The sequence below is a fragment of the Uruburuella testudinis genome (assembly GCF_022870865.1).
GTDB classification, from domain to species: domain Bacteria; phylum Pseudomonadota; class Gammaproteobacteria; order Burkholderiales; family Neisseriaceae; genus Neisseria; species Neisseria testudinis.
The window spans coordinates 2216575-2228582 of the sequence record NZ_CP091508.1; the positions used below are offsets into that span (position 1 = coordinate 2216575).

The 12008-nt window shown below is 54.5% G+C and carries 11 protein-coding genes; 10 read left to right on the plus strand and 1 reads right to left on the minus strand.

Annotated features, from left to right (window positions below; all coding sequences use genetic code 11):
• Nucleotides 1-299 precede the first annotated feature (299 nt).
• From LVJ83_RS10175 to LVJ83_RS10210, 8 genes are all read left to right on the plus strand, one after another.
• Entirely contained in the window at nucleotides 300-1424 is a 1125-nt protein-coding gene (locus LVJ83_RS10175) for an ABC transporter ATP-binding protein (RefSeq protein ID WP_244784388.1), read from the plus strand.
• A gap of 12 nt (nucleotides 1425-1436) precedes the next feature.
• On the plus strand, nucleotides 1437-2414 hold the full coding sequence (locus LVJ83_RS10180; protein ID WP_244784389.1) for an ABC transporter permease subunit: 978 nt from the start codon (nucleotides 1437-1439) through the stop codon (nucleotides 2412-2414).
• A complete protein-coding gene (locus tag LVJ83_RS10185) occupies nucleotides 2415-3308 on the plus strand; it encodes an ABC transporter permease subunit (RefSeq protein ID WP_244784390.1) in 894 nt (297 codons plus the stop codon).
• Nucleotides 3309-3453: 145 nt separating this feature from the next.
• The gene (locus LVJ83_RS10190) at nucleotides 3454-4758 is read left to right on the plus strand and encodes an NAD(P)/FAD-dependent oxidoreductase (protein ID WP_244784391.1); all 1305 of its coding nucleotides are present in this window, start codon (nucleotides 3454-3456) and stop codon (nucleotides 4756-4758) included.
• A gap of 168 nt (nucleotides 4759-4926) precedes the next feature.
• Nucleotides 4927-5691, plus strand: a complete 765-nt coding sequence (locus LVJ83_RS10195) for a BUD32 family EKC/KEOPS complex subunit (RefSeq protein WP_244784392.1) — start codon at nucleotides 4927-4929, stop codon at nucleotides 5689-5691.
• A 183-nt stretch (nucleotides 5692-5874) separates the two neighbouring features.
• Nucleotides 5875-6081, plus strand: a complete 207-nt coding sequence (locus LVJ83_RS10200) for a dioxygenase (protein ID WP_244784393.1) — start codon at nucleotides 5875-5877, stop codon at nucleotides 6079-6081.
• On the plus strand, nucleotides 6078-6464 hold the full coding sequence (locus LVJ83_RS10205; RefSeq protein WP_244784394.1) for a VanZ family protein: 387 nt from the start codon (nucleotides 6078-6080) through the stop codon (nucleotides 6462-6464). The genes LVJ83_RS10200 and LVJ83_RS10205 overlap by 4 nt, the downstream gene beginning before the upstream one ends.
• Nucleotides 6465-6697: 233 nt before the next feature.
• Nucleotides 6698-8005, plus strand: coding sequence for an aminopeptidase P N-terminal domain-containing protein (locus LVJ83_RS10210; RefSeq protein WP_244784395.1), 1308 nt, complete (start codon nucleotides 6698-6700; stop codon nucleotides 8003-8005).
• A gap of 581 nt (nucleotides 8006-8586) precedes the next feature.
• On the opposite strand, the gene LVJ83_RS10215 is transcribed toward LVJ83_RS10210, so the two are convergent.
• A complete protein-coding gene (locus tag LVJ83_RS10215; protein WP_244784396.1) occupies nucleotides 8587-9456 on the minus strand; it encodes a LysR family transcriptional regulator in 870 nt (289 codons plus the stop codon).
• Between the two features lie 228 nt (nucleotides 9457-9684).
• Here LVJ83_RS10215 and LVJ83_RS10220 point away from each other — a divergent pair, with 228 nt between their 5' ends.
• Together LVJ83_RS10220 and LVJ83_RS10225 are read left to right on the plus strand one after the other, a co-directional pair.
• The gene (locus LVJ83_RS10220) at nucleotides 9685-10782 is read left to right on the plus strand and encodes an SMP-30/gluconolactonase/LRE family protein (protein WP_244784397.1); all 1098 of its coding nucleotides are present in this window, start codon (nucleotides 9685-9687) and stop codon (nucleotides 10780-10782) included.
• Between the two features lie 188 nt (nucleotides 10783-10970).
• Nucleotides 10971-11984, plus strand: a complete 1014-nt coding sequence (locus tag LVJ83_RS10225; protein ID WP_244784398.1) for an NAD(P)H-dependent flavin oxidoreductase — start codon at nucleotides 10971-10973, stop codon at nucleotides 11982-11984.
• Nucleotides 11985-12008 lie beyond the last annotated feature (24 nt).

Here is a 12008-nt window from a genome sequence, read left to right on the forward strand (position 1 = left end):
TACAAGCCGGCCCGTCGCACACTTCTGTTCCGGCCCATATCAAGGTATCCGAGTATCCGAACATCAATTTAGCGATACGTTTTCAGGGGCAAAATCCACCCATCAATCGAAGTTGAAACATCCCAATCCCCGATACTGCCAATTTTATATTGCCCCGGCAAGGCATCGCCTAATATAATTACAGGTTTACAGCAAAAAACCGATTCGTGCTGTCCGTGCGCTTTTCTGCCATCAAACAGCTTTATCATGATCGGCAACACCCCGTTTTACCGCATTCCACCCTTACCGGAGTATCCGCCATGACTGCCTCCACCGCGTCTTCAGCCAAACCTTATCTGCAAATTCAGGGGTTGGTGAAAAAGTTTGGTGACAATTACGCTGTCGACCACATCGACCTCGACATCGAACAACACGAAATCTTCGCCCTTTTGGGCAGCTCCGGCAGCGGCAAATCCACGCTGCTGCGCATGCTTGCCGGCATGGAAACGCCCAATCAAGGCAAAATCATTCTCGACGGGCAAGACATCACCGCCATGGCGCCTTATGAGCGGCCGATTAACATGATGTTTCAGAGCTATGCCCTGTTTCCGCACATGACGGTGGAGCAAAACATCGCCTTCGGCCTCAAGCAAGACAAAATGCCCAAGGCCGAAATTGATGCGCGCGTAGAAGAAATGCTGCGCCTGGTGCAGATGAGCAAATTTGCCAAACGCAAGCCGCACCAGCTTTCAGGCGGCCAGCAGCAACGCGTAGCCTTGGCCCGCAGCCTGGCCAAACGCCCGAAAATCCTGCTGCTCGACGAACCGCTGGGCGCGCTCGATAAAAAATTGCGCCAACAAACCCAGCTTGAGCTGGTAAACACGCTCGAACAAGTGGGCGTGACCTGCATCATGGTTACCCACGACCAAGAAGAAGCCATGACCATGGCCACCCGCGTGGCGATTATGTCGGAAGGCCAGTTGCAGCAGGTGGGCACGCCGAGCGATGTGTATGATTTCCCCAACAGCCGTTTTACCGCCGAATTTATCGGTGAAACCAATATTTTTGAAGGCACGGTAATAGAAGACCATGCCGACTACGCCATCATCCAATGCCCCGAGCTAGAAGCGCCGGTACGCATCGACCACGGTTTGGGCGGCCCCACCGAGCAAGACCTGTGGATCAGCATCCGCCCCGAAGACATTGATTTATACAAAGAAAAACCGGAAAGTATGGGCAACTACAACTGGGCGCAAGGCACTGTGGAAGAAATCGCCTATCTGGGCAGCTTTGCCATTTATCATGTCAAGCTGGCCAACGGCCGCATTGTGAAAAGCCAGGTGCCCGCACCTTATTGGTATGTGCGCAACATCACCCCGCCCACCTGGGAAGAAACCGTGTATATCAATTGGCCGGAAAACCAGCCGACTCCGCTGCTGCGTTAAGAAAGACACACCATGACCTTCACCAAACTGAAACGCTCTTTTTCAGCCAAGCCGCGCAAAGGCCTGGTGGTGGGCATTCCTTATGCCTGGCTGCTGGTTTTGTTTTTGATACCGTTTGTGATTGTGTTTAAAATCAGCTTTGCCGAGCAGGAAATCGCCATTCCGCCCTATTCGCAGCTGGTCACCACTGATCCCGACATGGGGCGGTTGCACATCGCGCTCAGCTATCAAAACTATGCCGATATCTTTCAAAACTTCTGGTCTTCCCTCGGCCAGATGCTCAACCCGTTTGCCGACGGGCGCGGCAGCAACATTTATCTGCTCACCTATTGGCTGTCGATTAAAACCGCGCTGACCACCACGCTCATCTGTCTGCTGTTGGGCTATCCGATTGCCTACGCCATTTCACGCGCTAATCCTTCCATCCGCAACGGCCTGCTGCTGGCCATTATGCTGCCGTTTTGGACCTCGTTTCTGCTGCGCGTGTATGCCTGGATGGGCTTGCTCGGCCACAACGGCATCATCAATAATTTTTTGCAGGAATACGGCATCATCAGCCAGCCTTTAGATTTGTTTTACAACGCTTTTTCGCTGAACCTGGTGATGGTATATGCCTATCTGCCGTTTATGATTCTGCCGCTCTACACCCAATTGGTGAAACTCGACGGGCGCCTGCTCGAAGCCGCTTCTGATTTGGGCGCCGGCCCGATCAAAGCGTTTCTCACCATCACGCTGCCGCTTTCCAAAACCGGCATCATCGCCGGCTCGATGCTGGTATTCGTGCCCGCGGTTGGTGAATTTGTGATTCCCGAGCTGGTAGGCGGCCCGGAAAACCTGATGATCGGTAAAGTGTTGTGGCAGGCATTCTTCGATCAAAACAACTGGCCGCTGGCCTCTGCCGTAGCAGTAGTGATGGTGGCGCTGCTGGTGATTCCGATCGCCCTGTTCCACCGCTACGAAAACCGTGAAATTGAAGAAGGAGGCCGCTAAATGTCGAATCACAAGCTTTCCTGGTTTTTAAAGCTGATGCTGTTTATCGGCTTGGCCTTTTTGTATATCCCCTTATTTGTGCTAGTAATTTATTCGTTTAACGAATCTAAGCTGGTGACCGTTTGGGGCGGTTTTTCCACCAAATGGTACGGCGCGCTGCTGCAAAACAGCACCATTCTCGAAGCAGCTTGGTTGTCGCTGCGCATCGCTCTGGTGTCATCGTTTGCCGCCGTAGTATTGGGCACCCTCGCCGGCTACGCGCTGGCACGCATCAAGCGCTTTCGCGGCAGCACGCTGTTTGCCGGCATGGTGTCTGCACCGATGGTGATGCCCGATGTGATTACCGGCTTATCGATGCTGCTGCTGATTATTCAGGTGCAGATGTTTTTGCAAAGCAGCGAATTATTGAGCTGGCTCTATTTCGACCGCGGCTTTTTCACCATTTTCCTCGGCCACACCACCCTGTGCATGGCCTACATTACCGTGGTCATCCGCTCGCGCCTGACCGAACTCGACCAATCGCTGGAAGAAGCGGCCATGGATTTGGGCGCCCGGCCGCTGAAAATTTTCTTTGTGATCACCCTGCCGCTGATTGCCCCGGCCATCGCCTCGGGCTTTCTGCTCGGCATCACGCTCTCGCTTGATGACTTGGTGATTACCTCCTTCCTCTCCGGCCCCGGCTCGTCGACACTGCCGCAAGTGATTTTCTCGAAAATCAAACTCGGCCTCGACCCGCAGATGAATGTGCTGGCCACGATTCTGATTGCCATTGTCGGCACGCTGGTCATTCTCATCAATTATTACATGATGCGCCAGGCCACCCGCCGCGAACGCGAAGCTGCCGAAGCCTACCGTCAGGAAAAACTGGCGCTGGAGCAGGCCGGCCAATCTTAACGGCAAACCGCACAACGGCTGCGCTATACCGCAGCCGTTTTTTTATTTTTTTAACCGGATAAAACCTTTTCTGATGCTTGCATTTCAGACGGCCTGAAATGATAGGCGTATAATCAAAGGCCGTCTGAAAAAACATTCGCTTTTTATGCAAACCCCATTTTTCCAAAACCGCATCGCTTCTTATTATCACAGCAGCATCAACACCGATGACAGCTACCCCGCCCTGAAAGGCCGTCTGAAAACCGACACCTGCATCATCGGCGGCGGCCTCTCGGGCTTGTGTACCGCCCTACCGCTGGCCGAACAAGGCCATGATGTAGCGGTTATCGAAGCGGCACGCATCGGCTACGGCGCCTCCGGGCGCAGCGGCGGCCAAGTTATCAGCGACTACGCCTGCGGCATCGGCGAAATCGAACGTCAGCTCGGCCTGGAGCAGGCACAATGGTTTTGGCAGCAATCACTGGATGCCGTCGAGCTGGTTGACGAGCGCATATGCAAATACCATATCGAATGCGACTGGACGCGCGGCTATGCCACCGTGGCCATCCGCCCCAAGCATCTCGATGCCTTGGTCGACTGGCAGCAACACGCCCAACAACACTACGGTGTTAAACATTTCGAGCTGTGGGACAGCAACCGCCTACAACAACACCTCAGCAGCGAACGCTACCGCGGCGCCCTCTACGACCCGCGCTCCGGCCACCTGCACCCGCTCAACTACACACTCGGCATTGCCCGCGCCGCCGCCGCCGCAGGCGCCCGTCTCTACGAGCACACCCCGTTTGTACGCCTTACGCCCAAAGGCAGCAACGGCTACATCGTATACACACCTCAAGCCAGTATCGAGTGCAAGCAAGTTGTGTTTGCCATGAACACCTTTACCGGCCTCAACCGCAGCCGCACCGTGCGCCCGCTCACCCGCAAAGCCATGCCCGTCAGCACTTTCATCATCGCCACCGAGCCACTGGGCGAAGCCGCGCACAGCCTGATACGCAACAATATGGCCATTTGCGACAACCGCCATATTCTCGACTACTACCGCCTCAGCGCCGACGGCCGCCTGCTTTTCGGCGGCAAAGACAGCGAGCTGATACACGATGCCCGCCGCATGGCCAAAGCCGTACGCCGCGACATGCTCAAAGTCTTTCCGCAGCTGGAAAAAGCCCGCATCGATTATGCCTGGGGCGGCGATTGCGACATCACCCTCAACCTGGCGCCGCATTTCGGCCGCCTCAACAACCGGCTCTACTTCATGCAAGGCTATTCCGGCCACGGCATGGCGCTGACCGGTATTGCCGGGCTGGCCGCTGCCGAAGCCATTCTCGGCGACAGCAGCCGCCTCAACCGTTTTGAAAACCTGCACCACCGCAACATCATCGGCGGCCGCTACCTGCACATACCCGCCTCGGTTATCGGTGCCGCCTATTACCGCATCAGAGATGCCCGCTAGAGTGTTCTGATGTGTCGTTTATGAGGGGATTTTTGTTCCTGAAAATGCTGATGCCGGGCAAAAAATGCAGCAAGCTTGAATAAACATCTTACGAGACTTTTTAACGCAGCAGATGCGCTTGCAGGAGCAAAACACCTGTAAATTCCACTGTCAGGATACCCTTAGCTTATGACCGACTATTCCTTCGTCCTGCAACAACTGCTTGCCGCCCAAACCGGCACCATCTGCCGGCACACCCTGTCCGACGGGCAAACCGTGTGGGTACGCAAAACCGGCAAAAGCATCCCGCCGTGGCGCTACGCCCTGCTGGGCATCATCGCCCGCAGCCTGCATCTGGGTGCACTGCAACCCGTGCCCAATCTGGGCGGCAGCACCGCCATCGCCATCGAAGCCGCCCGCCTGCGTGCACTGGCCGAACACAACATCCGCACTCCGCGCCTATTGGCCGAATCTTCAGACGGCCTCATGTTTACCCATATCGGCGAATACACCCTGCTGCACCATATCGAATACAGCCCCGAACGCCTCCATTATTGGCTGCAAGGCCTGGAAGCCATCGGCAATGTGCACTGCCACGGCGAATACCTGAGCCAGGCATTCGCCCGCAACATCATCATCTGCAACGACAACACCATCGGCTTTATCGACTTTGAAGACGACCCCGGCCAATATATGCCGCTGATCCGCTGCCAAAGCCGCGACTACCTCTGCTATCTGCATTCCACCGCCATCTGGCTGCAAAAACACCGGCTGCTCGAGCCCGCCGCCAGGCTGTGGCAGCAACATCTCGCCCAACTGCCCGCCGATATGCCGCCCGACATTCTCAAAGCCAGCCGGCCGATACGCTGGATGCGCCATCTGAAAGCCCGTTTTTGGGGCAGCGACACCCTGCGCCTGGCCGCCCTCGCCGCATTTTTCGAACAGGCCCGATAAAGCGCAAGCCCGACCTGTTGGCCGATATTCAGCTGCAACGGCCATACCGCAGCCAATACACTCAAGACAAAGCAACAAAGCAGCACGGCTGTATATTTGCACAGGCCGTCTGAAACATCTGTATCCGCCCGCACAAACACGCTAAAATAAGGCCTTATTTATTTCAGACGGCCTCTTCTTATCATGTCGGAACTGCTCAACCTGATCCAAACCGAATCTGCCGGCATTGTGGCCGAAACCCTTGATTTCTGGCTGTATGAGTGCAGCATCGATGAAGCGCCCGATGCCGCCGAAGTGGCGCAATGGCGCGATATCCTCAGCGCGCGCGGCGGCAAGTTTGCCCGGCTGGCACAAATCTGCCAAACCTGGCTGGATGAAGAAACCCCATGAACATACCCACCAATAAATTTACCCTGCTGGCGCTGCTTTGGTTTGGCGCAGGAGTGTATTCACTGGTTTTCCGCGAAGCCGAAAGCGGCGCACCGCCGTTTGCCCATTTCGACAAAATCGCCCATTTCGCGCTTTTTTTCGGCCAATTCTGGCTGATTGCCAAAGCCCTGATGCAAGCACGCCAAGCCATACCGTATACCGCCCTGCTCGCCTGCGCCGTGCTCTTTGCCGCCGGCAGCGAAACCGCACAGGCGCTGTTTACCCAAACCCGCCAAGGCAGCGCGGCCGATGCATTGGCCGATATCGCCGGCGCCGCATCGGCCTTATGGCTGGCACACAAAGTGACCGCAGCCAAACTGTTGCCAAAAGCAAAGCAACCTTAAAAAAACCTTATAGCCGTTCAACCGAACCCTGCTTCACTGCCCCGCCCTGCCATGCAGCCCGACTGCTTTCAGCCCGCCCCGCAGAATGATTCAGCTGAACAGCCATAGTGGAATAAAAAAGAAGCGATACAAGGCAGCAACGCCGTAACACTTTTTTATTCATTTCACGATATCAAACCAGGCCGTCGGAACACACAATCATTCAGACGGCCTGACCAACCCGAGAGAATATTATGCACCCCTACACCCTCCGCCGCGAACAGGTATTACAGCAAATCGGCAACGACGGCCTCGCCGTATTATTCGCCGCCCCCGAACAACGCCGCAGCAACGACACCGAATTTCCATTCCGTCAAGACAGCTATTTTCACTACCTGAGCGGCTTTCCCGAGCCTGAAGCCGTTATCTTGCTCGATGGCGCAGCCGGCACCGCCACCCTCTACTGCCGCGACAAAGACCCGCTGATGGAAACCTGGAACGGCTTTCGCTACGGCGCCGAAGCCGCCCGCGACACCTTCGGCTTCGATGCCGCCTACAGCATCAGCGAGTGGCCGCAACACATCGGCAAAGCCATCCTCAACAAACGCCGCCTGTTTGCGCTGTGGGGCCAATATCCCGAACACGACCGCGTGTTGATGCAGCATTGGCATACCGTGCAGCAAACCGCCGGCCAGCGCATGCTTGCCGAATACAGCCGCGCACCCGACAGCCTTGCCGATCTGGCCGCGCTGCTCAACCCGATGCGCCTGATCAAAGACGCACACGAAATCAGCCTGCTCAAACAAGCCGGCCACATCAGCGCATTAGCCCACATCCGCGCCATGCAGAAAACCCGCCCCGGCCTCAGCGAGCTGCAAATCGAAGCTGAGCTGCTGCACGAATTCATGCGCCACGGCGCACGCCATCCCGCCTACAACAGCATCGTTGCCGGCGGCAAAAACGCCTGCTGTCTGCATTATGTGGAAAACAAAGACATCCTGCACGACAACGCGCTGCTGCTGATTGATGCCGGTGCGGAATACCAAATGTATGCCGGTGACATCACCCGCACCTTTCCCGTCAACGGCCGTTTCAGCCCGGCTCAAAAAGCCGTTTACGAAATCGTATTGGCCGCCAACCAAGCCGCCATCGAAGCCGTGCGCCCGGGCGCCTCATGGGCCGACATCCACCATCTGGCACTGCGCATTCTGGTGCAGGGTCTGATCGATTTGAAACTGCTGCAAGGCAGTGTTGAGGGCAATATCGAAAGCCAGGCCTACAAACGCTTTTACATGCACGGCCTCGGCCATTGGGTAGGCCTCGACGTGCATGATGTCGGCGGCCGCTGGCACAACGAACAACCGCGCCTGCTGCAAGCCGGCATGTGCACCACCATCGAGCCGGGGCTATACATCAGCGCCGCCCCCGACATCAGCGCCGAATTCCACAACATCGGCATCCGCATCGAAGACAATATCTTGGTTACCGAAACCGGCCACGAAAACTACACCGCAGAAGCGCCGAAACAGATTGCCGAAATTGAAGCGCTGATGGGCGGCTGAAGTGGAGCCCTCTTGCATCAACACAAGCTGACGATACTATAGATTCGGCAATTTTAATTCTAAAAATCTTTTGTTAATTTCTTTTTAAAACAATTAGATTGATTTAAAAAATTCAGTTATTTAATTGCCGTTTCTATAGGGTGTCCCGACCATTCAGAATGGTTCAGATTTTTTTTGTGATAAAAGTGCAGATGCCAGTCAACAAACGCAGCAAGATTGGGCATTTTGCGAGGCGTTTTTAACGCAGCAGATGCGTATTCAAGGGCAAAATACACCCATAAATCGACACATCAAAACACCCTAGCTCGCCTTGCCGCGCGCTTATGTCTTAGGCCTGTCTGCTTAATTGAACAGTCGATACCAACAAGTCCCACCATCTCTTGAGGCCGTCTGAAAACCATGTAGCGTTTCAGACGGCCTCACACTATCCCATCACACAGTTGCTGCACCGAATACCCATTCACAAACATAACCTGACAGCATTGGCTCGGCCTGCCATACGTGTGTCCCGTCTTCAGCCTACCGCCCGGTTTGTTGATGCTTGAATTCAAATAAATTGACGACAAGAAAGTGGACGAATATTATCCACCTGCATTTTCCAAACAAAACCCCAAAAACGCTTGAATCAAACTTGAGGCGTGGCGGTGGGCGGGGTAGAGCAGGTGCACGGGGTGGCTGGGTTGCGGGTGGTCGGGCAGCACTTCCACCAGGCCGGCGTCGCGGATGAGGCGTTCGGCGATGTAATCGGGCAATTGGCCAATCACCAGCCCTTTTTGGGTGATGTGTGCGAGGGCGTAGCTGTCGTTGGCGCCGAAACGGCACGGCAGGGTAACGCTTTGCCCGCCCAACTGCCACTGCATGGTTTTCTGGCCGTTGGTCGCCCAGCCGGCGCAGGGGAAATGCGCCAAATCCGCCGGTTCGCGCGGCTCGCCCAACCGTGCCAACAGCGCAGGGGTGGCCACCAGTTTGGCACGCAGCGGCATCAGCTCGCGGGCGATTACGCTGTCGGTGTGCAAATCGCCGACCCGAAACGCCACGTCGATGCCGTCTTCCACCAAATCCAACACCCGATCGGTCACCAGGCAATGCACCTCAACTTGCGGATGCTGCTGCTGAAACGCGCTCACCCAATCCCACACCGGCTCGAAACCGGACGGGGTCGAAATCCGCAGCTTGCCGCTCAATTGCTGCTGTGTATCGCCCAACGCCCGCTCTGCCTGCAACAGATTATCTATGCTCAAATACACGTCTTCATACAGCTTTTGCCCGAGCATGGTCGGCTTCACGCCGGTTTTAAAGCGGTCGAACAGCTGTGTATTCAGCGATTTTTCCAAGGCTTTTAATTGCCGGCTGATGGTGGCAATCGGCACATCAAGCTGCTGGCTGGCTTTGGACAAACTGCCTGCTTGCACCACGGCGACAAATAAGCGTATCGCGTTTAAATCCATCATCACACCTGTGGGTTGACTTGCACAAGAAAGTGTTGAAGAAGATGTTGAGAGGAAATCATGCCTCTCGCAGACGTTATTACGATGCAAAAATATAAGCTGAATTTATAGATTTTGCCGATATTTTTGTTTTCCGAAAATGAAAACGATATTTTCATTTTTCACCATTTATCAATCATTTTTGAAATCTTATAATATCCTTTTCTTTTTAACAAACACAAGGTTATTTTGATGAAACTCACTGTTAAACACACGATGGCCGCCCTCATACTGAGTGCGGCCTTAATGAATACTGCCTGTAACTCGATAGCCGACACCATGCATAACAACAACCCCAAACAAACCCATGATTTAACAAAAGCCGCATCGGTCACAGCATTACATTACATCAACGGCATACAAAGCCCGGAAGATTTAGTTGCCGTTCCCGATTCGAAATGGATCATTGCCAGCGGCATGGCGCCCAAAAGCGGTTTGCATCTGATTGACAGCCAAAACAAAACTGCACAAAAATGGATTGCGCCAAAAGCCTCATCGCCGTCAGCGTTATACCCCGATAGCGAACCACAGCCGCAGCCCGATAAACTTCAGGCGCACGGCATCAGTTTGCGTGAAATCGGCGGCGGCAAGGCACATCTTTATGTGGTTAATCATTATGGTGCAGACAGTTCCGCCCCCACCCGTGAAACCATTGAAATTTTTGAAGTTGATATGAACGCCGACAAACCGACGCTAGCTTGGCTCGGCAATGTGCGCTTGCCAAACGGCTTGGCCGGCAACAGCGTTGTGGCAGGGGCAGACGGCGCTATTTACACAACGGTCATGACTCATCCGGCGCACACGCTGGAGGATATGTTCGGCGGAAAGCCCACCGGAGCGGTTTATCGCTGGACACCCCAAACCCGCCGCTTTGAAAAATTACAAGGCACAGAGTTGAACGGCAATAACGGCATCGAGCTTTCTCAAGACGGAAAATATATTTATGTTGCGCATATGCAAGGGGTAAGCCAATTCACCACTGCCAACCCGGCTAAGCGTGTGGCCACAAACACCTTAAATTATGGCTTGGCAGACAATTTGCACTGGCACGGCAATGTCTTAATCACCGCCGGCTCTATGCTGCAAGACTGTCATCAAGGCATTCGCCCCGACTGCTTGAAAGATTTTCATATTACCCAAATCAACCCTGAAAATCTCACCCTCAAGCCGGTGATGAAAGGCCGCTATACTACTGAATTTAGTGGGGTTTCTACCGTATTGCCGGTGGGCAACACGTATTGGCTCGGCTCTTTTTATCGAAATAAAGCCGCTTATTTTACAGTAAAGTAAAACAGGCAGCCGCTTAAAGCATATTCCATGTTCAAGCGGTCAATCGTGCACCCCCGTTGCCATTTTGACCGCTTACTTGGCTTTATATTTCCAAAAATGAAAACCAACTTTCCATTTTCCAGCATTCATTTTAGCTTTTTGAAAATATACAATACGTTCATTCCAACTATTTCATACAGGTAAACATCATGCAAAACAACCGTATCACCCAAATTCTCGGCATTCAATATCCTATCGTGCAAGGCCCGATGAGCTGGATGACCGACGCCAAATTTGTCGCTGCCGTTTCCAATGCCGGCGGTTTGGGCATGCTGGGCCCCAACGCCGGCTTGATGAAAGCGCCGAAAACCACCGAAGCCTTGCTGAGCACCATGCGTGCCGAAATCCGCAAAACCAAAGCCTTAACCGATAAGCCTTTCGGCATGCCGATTATTTTGTCTTATGATTTCAGCACCATGGGCGCCTTGGTCGATTTGATTATCGAAGAGGGCGTGCAAGTTGCCCTTATCAATCAGTTGGACGGCATCGACTACCGCCCTTTTATGCAAAAATTCAAAGCCGCCGGGGTTAAGACCATTTTCCGTGCCGGCACGCCCACCCCGCAAAACGCCCGTGAAGCGGAACAGCTCGGCGCCGATATTGTGGTGGCAACCGGCTTTGACGAAGGCGGCACCGTGCCCTCACAAGTGATCGGCACCTTTTCCATCGTGCCGCAAATCGCCGATGCGATCAGCATTCCCGTGATGGCGGCCGGCGGCATTGCTGATGTGCGCGGCGTGCGTGCCAGCCTTGCCTTGGGTGCCGAAGGCGTGTTTGTCGGCACAGTGTTACTGCCCACCGTTGAAAACCGCATGGCAGAAAGCGTGAAACAGCGCATTGTCGACAGCAGCGCACAAGATTTACTGCTCTACCGCACTCAGCCCGCTTATTACCGCTCTTTGCCCACCCGATTGGCGCATGAATTGGTGGCGATGGACAACCGCGGCGCCAGCCGTGACGAATTGCTCGAAGCGTCTAAAGGCGGTTACGGCATGCGCTTGGGTATGCTCGAAGAAGGGCGTGCCGACGAGGGCTATATCTCGGTCGGCAACGGCATCAGCTATATCCATGAAATCCGCAGCGTGCAAGCGGTGATCAACGATTTGATGCAGGACTTTGCCGCCGCCCAAACCACACAGCACATCACCCACCATGCGGCTTAAACAGCAAACATCAAGGCCGTCTGA

Excerpts from the sequence above, each read along its gene's own strand:
- LVJ83_RS10175 (WP_244784388.1), top strand. The coding sequence starts at position 300 with ATGACTGCCTCCACCGCGTCTTCAGCCAAACCTTATCTGCAAATTCAG.
- LVJ83_RS10180 (WP_244784389.1), top strand. The coding sequence starts at position 1,437 with ATGACCTTCACCAAACTGAAACGCTCTTTTTCAGCCAAGCCGCGCAAA.
- LVJ83_RS10185 (WP_244784390.1), top strand. The coding sequence starts at position 2,415 with ATGTCGAATCACAAGCTTTCCTGGTTTTTAAAGCTGATGCTGTTTATC.
- LVJ83_RS10190 (WP_244784391.1), top strand. The coding sequence starts at position 3,454 with ATGCAAACCCCATTTTTCCAAAACCGCATCGCTTCTTATTATCACAGC.
- LVJ83_RS10195 (WP_244784392.1), top strand. The coding sequence starts at position 4,927 with ATGACCGACTATTCCTTCGTCCTGCAACAACTGCTTGCCGCCCAAACC.
- LVJ83_RS10200 (WP_244784393.1), top strand. The coding sequence starts at position 5,875 with ATGTCGGAACTGCTCAACCTGATCCAAACCGAATCTGCCGGCATTGTG.
- LVJ83_RS10205 (WP_244784394.1), top strand. The coding sequence starts at position 6,078 with ATGAACATACCCACCAATAAATTTACCCTGCTGGCGCTGCTTTGGTTT.
- LVJ83_RS10210 (WP_244784395.1), top strand. The coding sequence starts at position 6,698 with ATGCACCCCTACACCCTCCGCCGCGAACAGGTATTACAGCAAATCGGC.
- LVJ83_RS10215 (WP_244784396.1), bottom strand. The coding sequence starts at position 9,456 with ATGATGGATTTAAACGCGATACGCTTATTTGTCGCCGTGGTGCAAGCA.
- LVJ83_RS10220 (WP_244784397.1), top strand. The coding sequence starts at position 9,685 with ATGAAACTCACTGTTAAACACACGATGGCCGCCCTCATACTGAGTGCG.
- LVJ83_RS10225 (WP_244784398.1), top strand. The coding sequence starts at position 10,971 with ATGCAAAACAACCGTATCACCCAAATTCTCGGCATTCAATATCCTATC.